A 15,585-nucleotide genomic window follows, 5' to 3' on the forward strand; every position below is an offset into this window, starting at 1 on the left:
GGGGGGGGGGGAGCTGTTTACCTCTTGAATAGGTTCTATGTGTACTGTAAAGTAACCCACAATACGTTATACACGTGTTGCACACTACTTGTTTTTGGGAAGTTTTCACCAATGATGGTGCGCCATCAGCTCGTCACCGGCGTAGCGAGCGAACCCCAACATGAAAGGCGGTTCCCATGTTCTTCGATATTTCTCTGATTCCGCTGGCGGTTTTGATCATTGTGGGTCAGCTGAAAAAAGCACCACCAAGGTTGCTAAACAACCCTAGCTATCAAAAGGAGAGGGAGCAGGTGCTAAAGCACCGGCGCATCCTGGATATGCTCAGCCTGAGTTTTGCTCTTGCCCTGATGATTATTCAGTGGGGTGGCCCCCTGATGACGCTTGCCTATCGGGCAGTCGTTATTTGGTTGATTCCCAGCCAGCTGTATGATCTCTGGCAGAAGTTCAATGTGTCGCGTGGGGTACTCTTCGCGTGTGCTGTAGCCCTGATTGTTATTGAGTTTGGGTTGGCGCTCCTGCCCTAATCTGCACCCTATAACAGTTGTGGCGGTGACCGAATAACGGTCACCGCCACAACTATTTTTGAACAGACTCAGATTAGACGGGGTTCGATTAGACAGGGTTGTCGGGGCTGGGCAGGGTTACCACCTCAGACCAGCGAGTATCCTTAGCGGCCGCACGGTTCGCGTCGCTCTTCTGCTTCACATCGGCTGGCGCCTGCTGCGCCCACAACTCAAAAGCAACAATGTAGTTCTCGGGGTAGTTTGCCGCAAGCAACTCCTGTCGGGTCGGGAAGTACTCCTTACCCTCTCGAATATCGACGTAGTTGCTTGCCTTGTAGGGGTCGGCGCTCTGGATGTCAGTGCGCGGGCCGGAGGCTACCTTTCCGCTTGCCACGTTATTGTCATCGATAGCGCGAACCCACGCTGCGGCGTAGGCGTGATCGGCCTTGTTCTTCTCGTACAGTGCCAGGCACTCGGCTCCCGCTGATTCAGCTTCGGCGCGGGTGGGGAAGTTCGCCTGGTTGCGCACAACATGCCGCGCGGAGACGTAGGAGGGCAGTGCCGTACCGCGGTCGGCGCTAATGGCTTCCTGCTGCTTGAGGGTTTCAGCTTTCGCGGCTTCGTCAGGTTCAAGGCAGGGGGTAGAGCTCTTCTTCGCCGCGGAAGAGGAAGCAGACCCGGTGGAGGTTGCTGTTGACCGGGAGGAAGCCGCGGTCGTATTCGAGGGCGCGGGAGTATTGGACGCCGTGCTGGTGGAGCTACCGCAGGAGGCAAGAAATAGAGGAAGAATCGCCAGCGCGGCACTGCGTCGTAGACCGCTGGAACGGAACGAAAGAAAAACAGGGGTGTGGGTCATGAGGCCACCTCACAAGAGGGATGGAACGATATATTGCGTCTAAACATACCCGGATATTTGATATATGGTCAATGGAAAATACCATCTTAGTTTAAAACCAACACTCTAGACGCAAGATGCGCAACCCAGTAGTCTTAAGGTTCTGACCTGCTTAAACATGAGGTAGACGGGGTAAGAGTGCGGAGGCTTTGCGGGTCGCCTACCTATCCCAGTATTGGCTTTGAGGCTTAGTGGATAAGAAAAACAACATTGAGGCTATGTATTCAGTGTTGCGCTACTAGTGTTTTATGCTCTTGAAAGGAAATGACATCATGAATTCTACATATAAGATGTTTGCCGTAAATGAGAAAATAATTTTGTATATCTTATTTCTCATTATATTGCAATTTTTTTATATTTTCCCAACTGCCCTGTATGCAGATTTCGATAGATTTGTCTCGCCATGTGTTGGGTGGCAAAGCTATTTCTACTTGCCCTTCTTTGTGGTGGGAGTTGTATTAGCTAGCTTGTGGCAGATTTTTAGTATATGGCTGGGTGTCAAGCTTCGCATAGGCATTTTTTGGATTGCGTCGCTATATTTAGTTTTTAAAATGTATGGGACTTATGAAAGTGTAAAAGGCAATATCTTAAGTCCATGTAAAGTCCCTACAGAATATATGCATGGAATATTGTGGCCATATGATCTGCAAGCATTCATTCTCTGCGGTCCCGATATTGTCTCATGCATTATTTTTATAGCAGTTTTTATTGCATGCTCTAAGCGTAGCTACTGGGTGTCAGCCGCCGCAGCTATAGCCGCATTTGTTGCGCAGTGCGTCATCTCGCTACTGCTCTGGGAATACGTTAGGGGACTTATCTATTTCCTCCTGCAGTAGCGATGGACCGTTGAGGCGCAGGCTTTTACGGAGTTGGAGGTTGCACCATCGGCACCCTGACCGTGCTCCTCCGGGTATGTTGGCTTCTGCTGATTATTGGGCAAGTAGCAATATCTGATGCTGGTGTTTTAGTGACATGTTTGCCTCAAGAGCCCGGTAGTCTCCGTATTTACGCAGGTCAAGATGCTGAACAAACTTGTTTGTCGATTTTCTTTCGAGCTGTTGGTTTTTAAAAAATAAACATAATTTTCTCTTGACCATGTATCAAAACCGCCCGTATAGTGAAGGGCAATTCGGCATGTTCCAGCCCACAATGAGGTGACATTATGGCCCTGAATTCTAGGACCCCCAACCCCCGCTATAACGCACTGCGATACGGTGCCGCCCTCTTAACCCTGCCCCTGTTCCTTGCCGCCTGCGGTGGTGCAAACACCGCGGCAAGCAGCACCTCCTCACTCTCCACGGCGAGCACCTCAGCAACGGCAAGCACCACGCCAACCGTCAGCTGCTCCTCATACTCCGCCCAAGCTGTCGCATCAGCAGAAGCCACCAAGCCCGTCCCGCGCACCGATGAACAATACCCCGCGTACATCCAGTACCGGAACATCCTCGCAGACGGCGCCCACATCATTGAGCCCAGCGAAATCGACAGCAAGTGCCACGCCGCACTCAAAGCAGGGCGGAGCGCCCTCCCCGAATACGTTCAAAATATCGATGTCTACAACGCCCGCCCCAGCGTCGGACTCACCGACCCCTTCGCCGGTAGCGAGTACCGAGACATCAAGAACCGCAACGAATTCATCCCCCACCGCGCAGACCTGGAAGAAGCCGGCTACCCCGAGACGATTATTCGTCTCTACGAAAAGTGGTACGAGGCAGCCCCCGCAGACATCAAGACGCTCAGCGACGCGAACCGTGCACGATTCTTCGCCACGAGCGCCTACCAGCAGTGGAAGGCCCAGCCCCAAACCCCCAGCAGCTCCCGCCCATAAGTCCACTCACGCATAAACCCGCGCAAAAACAGTTGTGGCGGTGACCGAACAACGGTCATCGCCACAACTCTTTAAACGGTCATTACCGGGCTTATTTTTTTGGGGGAGGGGCTACTTGCCCTTCACCTCGCGTGCCAGAGCCAGTAGCTCCTCATGCACCGTCGTATCGCCCGTAACCTCCGGGTGGAAAGAAATACCGATTAGGTTGCCCGAACGCACACCCACAATCTTCCCCTCATGACGAGCCGTCACCTGCACACCCTCACCAGTGCCAGTCACAATCGGCGCACGAATAAACGCCGTATCAATAACCACTTCATCACCGGCAGGGGTCAGCCACGGCAGGCGCACCTCCGCAGAATCAACCTGCGAACCAAACGCGTTACGACCCACCGAAACATCCAAAACACCCAGCGACTGCTGACCCGGCGCCGGATCGTCAATACGCTCCGACAACATAATCAGGCCAGCGCACGTACCCAGAGTCGGCAGACCCGAAGAAATCGCCTCAATCAGCGGCTCACGCACACCAAAAATACGAGTCAAACGGTCAATCGTCGACGACTCACCACCCGGCAAAACCAGCGCATCCAGACCCTCAAGCTGCTCACCGGTACGCACCCAACGCACCTGAGCGCCCAAAGACTCCAGCATCTCCGCATGCTCACTCACGCCGCCCTGTAACGCCAAAACACCAACCGTAAAACCCTCACCCGGCAAAACACCGGTAGGCTGAACCTTCTCAACCATCACCGCTCCCTTCACAAAAACAACAAACACAAGGAGGGGTGGGACCCGCCTCAGCGAACCCCACCCCCTCATCAAACACTCACCCCGAATGCGGGGTGCGCGCACGAATTACCAGCCGCGCTCCGCCAGGCGGTGCGGTGCCGGAATGTCAGCAACGTTAATGCCGACCATAGCCTCACCCAGGCCGCGAGAAGCCTCAGCAACCTTCTCCGGGTCATCGTAGAAAGCAGTAGCCTTCACAATAGCCTTCGCACGAGCAACCGGGTCGCCCGACTTGAAAATACCGGAACCAACGAACACGCCGTCAGCACCCAGCTGCATCATCATCGCAGCGTCAGCGGGGGTAGCCACACCACCAGCGGTGAACATGACCACGGGCAGCTTGCCGGTCTGAGCAACCTCACGAACCAGCTCGTACGGTGCAGCCAGTTCCTTAGCCTTCACGTACAGCTCATCGGGCATGGTGTTGTACAGGCCCTGCAGCTCAGCAATCTGACGCTTAATGGTGCGGATGTGCTTAGTCGCCTCAGAGACGTCACCGGTGCCAGCCTCGCCCTTCGAACGGATCATAGCGGCACCCTCGGTGATACGGCGCAGAGCCTCACCCAGGTTGGTAGCACCGCACACGAAAGGCACCTTGAACTGGTGCTTATCAATGTGGTTCACGTAGTCAGCGGGGGAAAGAACCTCAGACTCGTCAATGTAGTCGACCTTCAGGGTCTCCAGGATCTGAGCCTCAACGAAGTGGCCGATGCGTGCCTTCGCCATGACCGGAATCGAAACAGCATCAATGATGCCCTCAATCATGTCCGGGTCAGACATACGAGCCACGCCGCCCTGCGCACGAATATCCGCGGGAACGCGCTCGAGAGCCATGACGGCAACAGCGCCAGCATCTTCAGCGATCTTAGCCTGTTCGGGGGTGACGACGTCCATGATGACGCCGCCCTTGAGCATGTCGGCCAGGCCGCGCTTAACAAGCGGGCTGCCGGTTACGGTGTTGTTATCAGTCATGACCTTATCTTCTCACGTTCTGAGTGTTCGCGCGCACTCACAGGGGCGGATTTTCTGTTCTCTGACACAGTACGACCCCAAGTTCACGTCAGAACGACACAAAACGTCATGAAAAGCGGTTAGAGTAGGGCGGTTCATGGGCTGAGCAGGCCCGGCTGAGCAGACCCGCCGGATGCACGCAGGTCGCCTCCCATAAACTCACATCCCGAGCGGCCATAAGGCAAGGTTTTGCTCAGGGTAAACATCCACCCACCCGCACTGAACAACGGTAAAATACAGAAGCTACGCCCGCACTCGTCCCCACGCGGAAGCCTCACGGCCCAGGGAACGAGCAAAACATTTTGGGCACCCTGGCACCCGCACACTCGCGGACATCAGCCGTCTATCAGACGCACACCATGAACCAGCCGCCACATCCAAAAGGAACACACCAAATTGCTTGAAGTCATCATTGCCCTATCGCTGGCAATTCTTCTGGGTAATATCCTCGCCCATAAAATACGGATAACCCCCGCCATTGTGCTGATATTCATTGGCCTGGCTATCGGCATTATGCCCGCCCACGAACTGCACGAAGTTCAGAGTATCGGCCTGCCGCCGCACGTCATCCTCGAAATCTTCCTGCCCATCATGCTCTTCTGGGAAGCCCGCAACACCTCCTGGCGTGAGGCGCGCGCTCGTCTGCGCGGCATTCTGCTCTCGGGCACGGTGCTCGTAATTTTCACGGCGTTCGTTATCGCCTGGGTGCTTCACACATTTATGGGCGTCTACCTGTGGCCTGTGGCGCTGATTATCGGTGTGGCGCTCGCCCCCACCGATGCTGTGGCCGTGGCAACGCTCAACGGCAAACTCCCCAAATCTTCCATCACCACCCTTAAAGCGGAAGCACTCATTAACGACGGCACCACCCTAGTTCTTTTCGCACTCGCCCTGCAGCTTGCGGGTGGTCATGAACTTACCCTGGGGACTGCATCCGGAATGTTCTTCTTCTCGTTCCTGATTGGAACTCTCGTTGGCCTGGCCGTCGGATGGGGTGTAGATAAGCTGCGTGCGCACATCGGCAACCCCATGAACTTCAGCGTGTTCATGTTTACCGTGCCGTTTATTGCTTTCTTCCTGGCTGAAGAGATCGAGCCTTTTGAGGGCATGAAAGGTTCCGGAGTGGTGGCTGTGGTGGTCGCCGCTTTCTACCTGACCTATCGCGGACCGGATACCATCAAACCCCAAAACCGTTTCTACGGTCTGCCCATCTGGTCGTTTGTCTCCTATGTCATGAACGGTGCGCTCTTCGTGCTCGTGGGTGTTCAGCTGCCCAGCGCCACAGCGCCTGTGGATGATGTTCTTCGTGAATACAACTATGCGTGGGCTTTGACGTTCGCCGTGATTGTGGTGGCATGGCTTGTTTCCATTGCGGCGCGTTTTATTTTCCTGCACGTCTCGATCGGTATTATTCGTGCCCTTGACCGTTCAGAAAAGCAGAAGCAGATGCGCACAACTTTCCGTGGCCGTGTAGTGAGTACCTTTGCGGGACTGCGCGGCGGTGTTTCCCTCGCGGTGGCTCTCTCCGTGCCGACTGATGTTCCCGCGCGTGACTTTATTATCTTTGTTGTTGCGGGCGTGGTTCTGCTGTCGATGGTGGTTCAGGGGATGCTCCTGCCGCTCGTTATTAGGTGGGCGAAAATTCCGGTTGATACCACCGAAGAAGATGAGATTAATGAAGCAATCCGCACGATCATTGCCGAGTCCTTCGACTCTGTGGCTGAGATCGGCCAGGAAATTGGTGCACCACAGTGGATTATCGACCGCATTGCCGACGAACAGATGTACAACGCGAGTATACACCGCAACCTGCACGCCGTTCGTAAAGACGGTGCGAATGCGCCGGAAGAAGCCCGCCGCATTATTGAAGCGGGCGACCTTGAGAAAGAGCTGCGCCTGCGGCATTTGGAGAAGCAACGCAGCGTGCTCAAGCGCCTGCGTAATGAGCGCATAATCGACACGAATGTGCTCCACGCGATTCAGGAAATCCTGGATATTGAGGAGGTTCGCGTGCTTGGTCCGGTTGAGCTCGAATAGCTCACACTCCTACATGCGATACGTATGAGGCGAGGCGCCCCACCCCTAAACGGGGAGGGGCGCCTCGTTGCTTTTTATGTCTAAACCTCTAGACCCACCACTACGTGGAGACGATACAATACACTAGCCCGTTTTTTCGCGCGGACCACGCCTCTCACCGCGTCATTCACCGCGCGCCGGACACGACACAGACCAGAACCACAGGAATCTATGGCACCTCAGCAGACTGAAAACAACGCGCCCAAAAACGGCGCACCCGCAGGACACGGCCCCCACGGCGGCCCCCACGGCCCCCACGGCGGCCCCCACGGCGCAAGCGAAGACCCGCAGAACATCTACCTGCTCAAAGACGCCCCCATCCTCAAGGCGCTCCTCTCCCTCGGCGTGCCCATGGCACTCGGCCTCGCCATCACCAGCATCTACAACGTGGTGAACTCCTACTTCGTCGGCCACTACGGCGGCACCGAAGACCTCGCCGCCACCAGCTACGGCGTGCCCGTCTTCGGCGTCATCATGGCGATTGCAGGCCTGTTCGGCCTGGGCTCCTCAACCCTCGCCTCCCGAAAGCTCGGTGAAGGTCAGCCCGCCCACGAAATTCACCGCGTTACCTCCTTCGCCCTCTACTCGGCGCTCGGTGCCGGTATCGTCGCGGCGGCTATCGGCTTCATCCTCGCTGACCCAATCACCAGCATCATGGGTGCATCCGGCGGCTCCTACGAACCGACCCGCATCTACGTGCACCTCATGTTCCTCGGCGCGCCCCTCGCTATCGGCATGTTCACCCTCGAACAGCTCGTCCGATCCGAAGGCTATGCCAAGCAGTCCATGTACGGCATCATCGTCGGCACCGTCGTCACCTGCATCTTCGACGTGCTGTTCATCGCCATCATGGGCATGGGCGTCGCCGGTGCTGGTTGGGCGATGCTACTGGCGAACGGCGCATCCATGCTGTACTACCTGCTGTTCCTGATGCGTCAGAGCGAGAATTTCTCCGCGAACATCCGCGACTTCTCCCTCGACCCCGCCATCATCAAGCCCGTGGTCGCGGTCGGTGCTGCTGAGCTCATTCAGAGCCTCAACCTGATCTTCGCCGCCCTGCTGCTGAACAACCTCGCCGCCTCCTACGGCGACGACACCGTCGCGGCGTTCGGCCTGGCAATGCGCCTGAACATGGTGCCCGAAATGCTGTGCATGGGCCTGTGCATGGGCGGTATCCCGCTGTACGCCTACGCGTACGGTGCCCGCAACGGCGCCCGCGTGAAGGAGGCGCTGCGCACCGCAACGATCCTGTCCGTGGCGACCTCTGCGATCATCACCATTCCGGTGCTGATTTTCCGCCGTGAACTGCTCGCCGTGGTTGGCGATGCAAGCCTCATCGACACCGGCGAAGAGGTCATGATCGCACTCATGCTCGCCGCCGTGTTCAACGCGGTCAGCATCGTGTTTGTGTCTTGGTTCCAGGCGTCCGGTAAGGGCAGCCCGGCAATGCTGATGACCATCGGTATTGCGTTGCTGTTCTTCCCCGCCGTGTACTTCGGCAACATGTGGTTTGGATTTAAGGGTCTGACCTGGGCGTTCCCCTTCACCCAGGTGCTCGCCTGCGCGCTGGGCCTGGTGCTGTTCCTCGCCACGGGTGGCGCGAAGGTACCGCCCACTGAAGCTGAGGTTGAGACTGAAGGTTCTGAGGATTCGGACGTTCAGGATGCTCAGGTCTCTGGCGCACAGCCCGAACAGAAGGCATAGTCCTCGGTCTGCAAAAGCATAGTAAAAGCCCCGAACTCCCACCAAAGGAGTTTGGGGCTTTTACGTTAGGTCATTTGCCGGTTGAGGCGCTAGTTCTTCCACCAGGAATCAAAAATCGTCACCGGAGTAGTGCGCTTATGGCGGCTACGCAGGTAAATCTGCTCCAGCTTCGCAGCTGCCGCCTCTTCGATTTCCTTACCCTCCAGGTAGTCATCAATCTGCGGGTAGGTCAGACCCAGCTCATCCTCATCGGTACGGCCGGGCACGCCGTCCAGCAGGTCAGCCGTCGGCGGCTTAGCCCACAGACGCTCAGACGCACCCAAAACACGCAGCAGCAGCTGGTTCTGGCGCTTATTCAGGCCGTACAGCGGCAGCAGGTCCGCGCCGCCGTCACCGAACTTCGTGAAGAAACCCGTAATGGACTCCGCCGCATGGTCGGTACCCACCACCAGGTAGCCGGGGCCGCCAGCAACCGCGTACTGGGCAATCATACGGGCGCGCGCCTTCACATTACCCTTGTTGAAGTCGCTGATCTGCTCGCCGGTTGCGTCAGTGTAGGCGGTGTCGAAACCGTCGACAGCCTCCGCAATGTTGAAGGTCAGGGAGCGGGTGGGCTGGATGAAACGCAGCGCCTCCTGCGCGTCCTCTTCGTCGTGCTGCACACGGTAGGGCAGGCGCACCGCCACGAACTCGGTGGTGCGGCCGCGCTCATTGAGGCGGTCCACCGCCAGCTGGCAGAGGCGACCCGCCAGGGTGGAGTCGATACCGCCGCTGATGCCCAGTACCAGGCCGCGGCTTCCGGTGGCTTCCAGGTAGTCGCAGATGAACTGGATGCGGCGCTCCACTTCTTCGCGTGCCTGCTCTTCGGTCATGTTGGGCTTGACGCCCATTTCACGGATGATTTGTGCCTGTAATTCACGCATGACTTAAGTGTACGCTCCACCTTATAGCCAGCGCGGTGAACCGCCGAGGGAGGCGAGGTAGTGTTCCACACGGTGCGTTCAGCGCGGCGTACGCGGCGGGTTCAGTATCGTTTCAGCCCTGAAAATACACAGCATACTCACCGGTAAAAACCCTGTGCGACAACCCGTGCGGCTGTTAGCATGAACATACGGTTCAAATACCGTTCAAAATAGCCGGTGATGAGGGAAAACGCCCCCACACCTGCTACGCCACAGAACACGTCAACCAAGGACGGTGAAGACAGCACCATGGCAAAAACAAAAACTGAACTCTACGACGAGCTCGTAGACATCGAAACCAGCCTCGAAAACCACCCGCTCACCTCCGGGAAAATAGCGGAGGCGGGCATCATCATCGAGCAGATGAAGGAGCAGGGCGCCACCCAGGAAGAAATCAATGAGACACTCATCCGGCAGGGGCTGCCTTCCCTCGTGGAGATCGGCAAGAGTACCTTGACGCAGTCTTTCAGCCTCTGGAAGCTGAGTCACCGCAAGTTAAAGGTGGAAGCCGCCATTGAGAAGCTCAACCGTAAAGAAGCCCGCCAGCGCTAACTAGCCCGCCTTAGGCAGGGCGAGGCAAGCAAATACCCCCGGCAGATGCGTACGGCATCCACCGGGGGTATTTCTTTTAAAAAGGTAGTTTTTTCATGCTCCTGGAAGCGGCAATGCGCTCACTCGAGACTGGAAGTGAGATGCGAATGAACGTATTGAGTAAACTCTTCAATACTGCAGACATGAGTGACTAATCCGATGACTTTGTTATAGAGATGAGTAGATTCATCTACTAAATAGAGACCGTGACACTCTAGAAGGGCACCAAGGAGCGCAACCGCTACACGTTTATTGCCGTCAACAAAAGGATGTTGACGAATAACCTCTACACAGAGATGAACAGCCTTATCTACAATGTGCGGATATAGCTCTTCTCCACCAAAAGTTTGGTAAGGGCTCTGAAGAATTCCTTCGAGAATATCAAGGTCTCGAACGCCTGCAGACCCTCCAAAGCGGTTGATAAGCAACTGGTGGATAGCTAAAGCAGTATCAACGGAGATATGTGCAGAGGACATCACTGGCTCAGACGTTCAAAGACGCTTTCGTAACGGTCAATGAAGCTAGTCGCTGCCCCTAAAATCTTCTCCTGATCGATAGTTTCAGAAGAAGTCTCCGCTACGGCTTCTTTGTTATCAGAAGTGGAATCTACTCCCAGAGGAACAATCTTGAAAGCAGGCTGATTGCGCTTAAATACAGTGATTTCTTCACCTTCCTGAATGACCTGATTAGTCACGGAAGTGAGGTTGGCACGTAGTTCAGAAAATCCAACGGTGAGCATAGTATCTTTCCTTTGTACTATTTCTTGTACAAATTTTAGCACTATATCTACTGATGAAGTCAGCCCACAGAAAAGGCCGTGCCGGGGCAGAAAACTCCACCCCGACACGGCCCTCACATCCGCATCCGATTAGCGGTTATTCAGCACGCGCACGTTATAGCGGTGCAAGAACGCCGCCATCGCGCCACGCTCAATCGGCTGAACCGGACGGAACGAACCATCAGCCCAACCCGTCGTAATACGCTGCTCAGCCAACCATGAAATCTCACGGTAGAACTGGCTACCGGCCGACACGTCGCTAAACGGCGACGCCACAGGAGCCGAATACGCCGGCGAACCCGCAAAACGATAGAAGAACGCCGCCATAGCATCACGATTCACCGCAGCATTAGGACGGAACGTACCATCCGACCAGCCGGTCGTAATACCGCGGGCACGCATCCACTCAATCTCCTTGAAGAACGGGTGATCACGCGGCACATCCTTAAAGCTCGGGGTGCTCGGCGCAGTGAACTGCGGCGAACCCGCCATACGGTAGAAGAACGCCGCCATCGCGCCGCGCTCCACCGAACCGTTCGGGCGGAACGTGCCGTCAGGGTAGCCGGTCGTAATACGACGCTGAGCCAGCCAGTTAATGTCATTCACGAACGGGTAATCCGCCGGAACATCCGTAAAGTGCGCGCTCGCGGCGGTAGCCTCAGAGTTCGACGAGACACGCAGAACCTGCGCACGCTCACCCGCAGAACCGTTCGTACCAGACAGGTCGCCGGTCGCATTGTGCATGTGCAGGAACAGCGCAGAAACGTTCTTCGCGTCGCCGTTACGGTGCGCCACCAGCTGAGTCTCCGGCGCATCCACGAACAGGTTCGGCACGCCCGCCGAATCGCCACTGAACCACAGCTTCGGTGCCGCATAGTTGAACACCACCGAATCAGTCGTATCAACCACAGTCGTAGCGGAGAACGCGCTCGAAGTGGTCACCGAGTACGAAATCTCGGTCGACTCAGCCTCGGGGTCCAGACCCAGAACGCTCAGCGGAACGGTCATCACCAGGGTGTTCGAATCCATGATGTTGGTGTCCGTATCACCCCAGGTGCCGTTCAGCGGGTACAGGGCGTTCTCAATGGCCTGCCACTTGCCGTTGCTGCGCTTAGAAACCTTCACCAGCGGGTAGTCCAGGCCCTTCTCACGCACCGTCTGCAGGCGGTAGTCGCTCGTGCCGTCCTTGTCGGTATCAATGAACACGTAGTAGGTGCCGCGCGGGGTCACCTCCTGCCAGTTACCCCAGGTGGAAATACCGAAGGACAGGCGCGCCTCGGAGGTGTCCGCACCGGCAGCCTTCAACGCCGCCACGTCCGAGGCGGCACCCACATACTGCAGGTCCATGCGGGAATCCGAACCCACACCCAGCTTCGCGGTCGGGATGCGCGGGCTCGAAGCGCCCAGCTCAAAGGCACCCAGCAGGGAGCGGTAACCGCCCTGATCCACCGCGGTACCCTGCAGGGTCAGGGTCTGCTCCAGGGCACCCACGCCGTTCGTGTCAAAGTGAATATCTGCACCGGCTACGCGCATTGCGGAGACCGGTTTCGGGGCCACATGCAGCGGCATGCGCAGGGTCTTCACCGCAGCCGACGAATCAGCGTCGGTCAGGATCAGGCGGCCCGAAGCGCTCGCAATGTACTGGCGGGCACCCGAAATGGTGACCGTACCGGTCGAGTAGTTCACCGAATCCTGGTTCGGGTACATGGACGGGTCGCGAGTCTTCTCCAGCTTCGACGGGTCAATGCGCACCGTCACGGTGAACGTTGCCTTCTGACCGGCACCCACAGATACGGACTGCGGGTAGGAGAACTCCACACCCGGGATGCTCGTGCTTCCCTCATAGTTCAGGGTGTAGGTGTGCGCCACCGAGTCGGTGTTCTCGACGCTCACGCGGTGCTGCAGGGTCTGCACACCGGCGTTCGGGGTGTACTCGAGCACGCCGAAAGTGTCCGAAACCTGTTCGGGGCGTGCCGCGTTGAACAGCATGACGCGGTCAGCCACCGCCGCACGCGTGTTGATGCGGCCGGTACCCACACGGTCCACCGCGTAAGGGTTGCCCCAGGCGTCCTGCATGTGGTGGTCGGCGGTGTTCATGATGACGGTCTTAAGCATGCGCGGACCGTACTCCGGGTGCGCCTGCATGATCAGCGCCGCAACACCGGCAACAAAGGGCGTGGACATGGACGTACCGGTCTTCACGCTCGAACCGGTGCCGCTACCAACCTCGATGGAGGAAATGTTCGTGCCCGGTGCCGCAACGTCCGGCTTGGTGATGCCGTGCGAACCGTGCATGCCTCGCGCGGTGGAGGTGTTCGCCTGATCCAGCTTGCCGTTGGGCACGCGGATCGAGTCGCGCAGGTTTTCGCCGAGCTGCAGGGTCAGCTCACCCGAATCAATCTGCGCGGAAAGGCGCTCCACCTGGCTCTTTGCCAGGCGCACGCCCGGAATGGAGGAGTTACCGCCGATAGCGGTGTCACCGACCTCAGTGTTCGAGGTGAGCACCACGCCGGTCGCGCCAGCCGCCTGCAGGTTGTCGAAGCGTACCTTCGAACCGCAGGGTGCGGTGCCGTCAGCGTCCGCCCAGTCGATGAGAGCCCACTTGCCCTTCAGGGCGGCGGCTTCCTCTTCGGTGAATGCCTCGCAGGCGTAGCGGTTGCGGGAGGCGGCACGCACCACGGTGCCGCGCAGCTGCTCCTCGGTCGCCTTCGAGTAGTCGAAGCTCACCGAGTAGTCGCCGTAGGTGTCCGCCTCATTCGCGGGGGCGAGAATCTTCACGCGGTCCACCAGCTGGGTCGAGCCGATGGAGTTCGCCACGGTCAGGCCGTAGGCGCTGGTGCCGGGGCCGCCCGAGTTGGAGTAGGTGTCGCCCACGGCGTTGTAGTTGTTGGCGTTACCCGCCGCGACCACGGAGAGGATGCCCTCGCGGTAGAGGGAGCCGACCGCGTAGTTCACGGTCTCATCGAACACGCCGAACTCGTTGCCGAGCGACAGGTTCGCGATGTCGGCGCGGTCGGAGAAGTCGCCGTCGTCGTTGGGGTCGAGCACACGGTCCAGGCCCTTGGGGACGAACGCGGTGGTGCCCTTACAACCGAAGATGCGCAGGCCAATCAGCTGGGCGTCCGGTGCGGAGCCGGGGCCGATCTTCATGTCCTTGAGCTGCTCTTCAGTGAGCTTGGAGTAGTCGCCGTGGAAGGTGCTGCCGTCCGCGTTCACACCGTAACCTGCCGCGGTGCCGGCAACGTGGCTGCCGTGGCCGCCGCAGTCGAGCGGGTTGTTATCAGGGTGGGGCGTGGAGGTTTCCTTCTTGCCGGAGTTATAGTCGTCGCCGACCAGGTCGTAGCCGCCAAGGAACTTCTTCGGATCGTAGGACCCCTCGGGAATCGTGTCGGAAGCCTTCGCCTTCTCGAAGGCTTCCTGCGTGCCGGGGCCACCCAAATCGGCGTGCGTGTAGTCGATACCGGTATCGAGCACGACAATCTTCACGCCCTTGCCGGTGTAGCCGGTGGAGGCGGGGTTCGCCGGGCTCTTCGCCCACACGGAGAGCGTGTCCGTATCAATGAGGGTGCCGCTGTTCTGCGGTGCCATGTCCTCAATGATGCTGATGCGTTCCACATCGTCGCGGTTCGCGAGCGCACGAATCTGCTCGACGTTACCGTAGAGCGCCACGCCGCGCATCGTGTTGTGGGTGGTGTACAGGACCTGCGCGCCGGATTCCTTCGCCGCGGAGGCGCCCTGCTGCTGCACGCTGGCGCGAATTGCCTGCACCTGTGCTTGCGCGTTGACGGGTGCCTGCGCGCGGGAGCGGACCGCGTCCGGCTGGGTCTGGGCGTACGCGCCCTGACCCTTGAATCGGACGAACACGGCGCGTTCGCCGGTGGCGCCGTCCAGGCTGGGGGAGAGAACTTCGTTGTTGTTCTCGCCGGTGCCGGTGTTCTGGTGGGGTGCGTCCCGGTCTGCGCCGCGCACTACGCCCGGTGCCGCGTAGGCGGCGGTACCGAACGGCAGGGCGGTCAACCCGAGGGTGAGCCCCAGGGTGAGTGCGCCGCAGCTGCGTGCCAGCTGCTTGAGGCGACCCGGCTGTGTGCGCCGGGCGGCTCGCGCGGGGGTAGCTTCAGGGAAGGTTGCCACTGAATGCTCCTTTTTAGTGATGGTGCGTTTCTTAGCGGTTTCTGCACCGAGGTTCTGCGCGAAGAGTTCTACTCGGAGAGCTGTACGGCAAGGGTTCTGCACCGAGAGTGCTACGGTGCGTCTGCACTGTGTTTCCAGTGCGCCTCCAGTGTGCCCATGCGGCGTGAACGTCAAGGTTCATGCCGATGGTGAAGAAACCTTCACTTATTGTCTCAACGATTCTTTATATAACCTAGTCAGAATCGTATAACGGAACATTACGCGTAAATAGAAAGCACCCGACCACAGAAAAAAGGGAGCCGCACCGCCGCAGA

At 58.0% G+C, this 15,585-nt stretch carries 13 protein-coding genes; 6 read left to right on the top strand and 7 right to left on the bottom strand.

Annotated elements, in window-relative coordinates; genetic code table 11:
* Window positions 1–176: 176 nt before the first annotated feature.
* A complete protein-coding gene (locus HMPREF2927_RS02175) occupies window positions 177–524 on the top strand; it encodes a hypothetical protein (RefSeq protein WP_070685138.1) in 348 nt (115 codons plus the stop codon).
* Between the two features lie 88 nt (window positions 525–612).
* Here HMPREF2927_RS02175 and HMPREF2927_RS02180 read toward each other — a convergent pair whose 3' ends face one another.
* Window positions 613–1,359 carry a hypothetical protein gene (locus tag HMPREF2927_RS02180; RefSeq protein WP_070685139.1) on the bottom strand — a complete coding sequence of 249 codons (747 nt, stop codon included), beginning with the start codon at window positions 1,357–1,359 and terminating at the stop codon, window positions 613–615.
* Window positions 1,360–1,670: 311 nt separating this feature from the next.
* Here HMPREF2927_RS02180 and HMPREF2927_RS02185 point away from each other — a divergent pair, with 311 nt between their 5' ends.
* Entirely contained in the window at window positions 1,671–2,234 is a 564-nt protein-coding gene (locus HMPREF2927_RS02185; RefSeq protein ID WP_070685140.1) for a hypothetical protein, read from the top strand.
* Between the two features lie 326 nt (window positions 2,235–2,560).
* Window positions 2,561–3,226, top strand: coding sequence for a hypothetical protein (locus HMPREF2927_RS02190; protein ID WP_070685142.1), 666 nt, complete (start codon window positions 2,561–2,563; stop codon window positions 3,224–3,226).
* A 111-nt stretch (window positions 3,227–3,337) separates the two neighbouring features.
* On the opposite strand, the gene pdxT is transcribed toward HMPREF2927_RS02190, so the two are convergent.
* Both pdxT and pdxS read right to left on the bottom strand, forming a co-directional pair.
* A complete protein-coding gene (pdxT, locus tag HMPREF2927_RS02195) occupies window positions 3,338–3,976 on the bottom strand; it encodes a pyridoxal 5'-phosphate synthase glutaminase subunit PdxT (RefSeq protein ID WP_049350439.1) in 639 nt (212 codons plus the stop codon).
* A 108-nt stretch (window positions 3,977–4,084) separates the two neighbouring features.
* Entirely contained in the window at window positions 4,085–4,990 is a 906-nt protein-coding gene (gene pdxS / locus HMPREF2927_RS02200) for a pyridoxal 5'-phosphate synthase lyase subunit PdxS (RefSeq protein WP_070685144.1), read from the bottom strand.
* Window positions 4,991–5,425: 435 nt separating this feature from the next.
* On the opposite strand from pdxS, the gene HMPREF2927_RS02205 reads away from it, so the two are divergent.
* On the top strand, window positions 5,426–7,066 hold the full coding sequence (locus tag HMPREF2927_RS02205; RefSeq protein ID WP_070685146.1) for a Na+/H+ antiporter: 1,641 nt from the start codon (window positions 5,426–5,428) through the stop codon (window positions 7,064–7,066).
* Window positions 7,067–7,276: 210 nt separating this feature from the next.
* Complete coding sequence (locus HMPREF2927_RS02210; protein WP_070685148.1) at window positions 7,277–8,809, top strand: MATE family efflux transporter; 1,533 nt, start codon at window positions 7,277–7,279, stop codon at window positions 8,807–8,809.
* 89 nt (window positions 8,810–8,898) lie between these two features.
* On the opposite strand, the gene nadE is transcribed toward HMPREF2927_RS02210, so the two are convergent.
* Window positions 8,899–9,732, bottom strand: a complete 834-nt coding sequence (gene nadE / locus HMPREF2927_RS02215; protein WP_070685149.1) for an ammonia-dependent NAD(+) synthetase — start codon at window positions 9,730–9,732, stop codon at window positions 8,899–8,901.
* Window positions 9,733–10,020: 288 nt separating this feature from the next.
* Here nadE and HMPREF2927_RS02220 point away from each other — a divergent pair, with 288 nt between their 5' ends.
* On the top strand, window positions 10,021–10,323 hold the full coding sequence (locus HMPREF2927_RS02220) for a recombinase (RefSeq protein WP_070685151.1): 303 nt from the start codon (window positions 10,021–10,023) through the stop codon (window positions 10,321–10,323).
* Between the two features lie 119 nt (window positions 10,324–10,442).
* Here HMPREF2927_RS02220 and HMPREF2927_RS08890 read toward each other — a convergent pair whose 3' ends face one another.
* From HMPREF2927_RS08890 to HMPREF2927_RS02230, 3 genes are all read right to left on the bottom strand, one after another.
* Entirely contained in the window at window positions 10,443–10,838 is a 396-nt protein-coding gene (locus HMPREF2927_RS08890) for a type II toxin-antitoxin system death-on-curing family toxin (RefSeq protein ID WP_083311145.1), read from the bottom strand.
* Window positions 10,838–11,101 carry a type II toxin-antitoxin system Phd/YefM family antitoxin gene (locus HMPREF2927_RS02225; protein ID WP_070685154.1) on the bottom strand — a complete coding sequence of 88 codons (264 nt, stop codon included), beginning with the start codon at window positions 11,099–11,101 and terminating at the stop codon, window positions 10,838–10,840. The genes HMPREF2927_RS08890 and HMPREF2927_RS02225 overlap by 1 nt, the downstream gene beginning before the upstream one ends.
* 129 nt (window positions 11,102–11,230) lie before the next feature.
* Complete coding sequence (locus tag HMPREF2927_RS02230; protein WP_070685156.1) at window positions 11,231–15,271, bottom strand: S8 family serine peptidase; 4,041 nt, start codon at window positions 15,269–15,271, stop codon at window positions 11,231–11,233.
* Window positions 15,272–15,585: the final 314 nt, after the last annotated feature.

Origin of the sequence: Rothia sp. HMSC061E04 (genome assembly GCF_001813685.1) — a bacterium.
Taxonomy (GTDB): domain Bacteria; phylum Actinomycetota; class Actinomycetes; order Actinomycetales; family Micrococcaceae; genus Rothia; species Rothia mucilaginosa.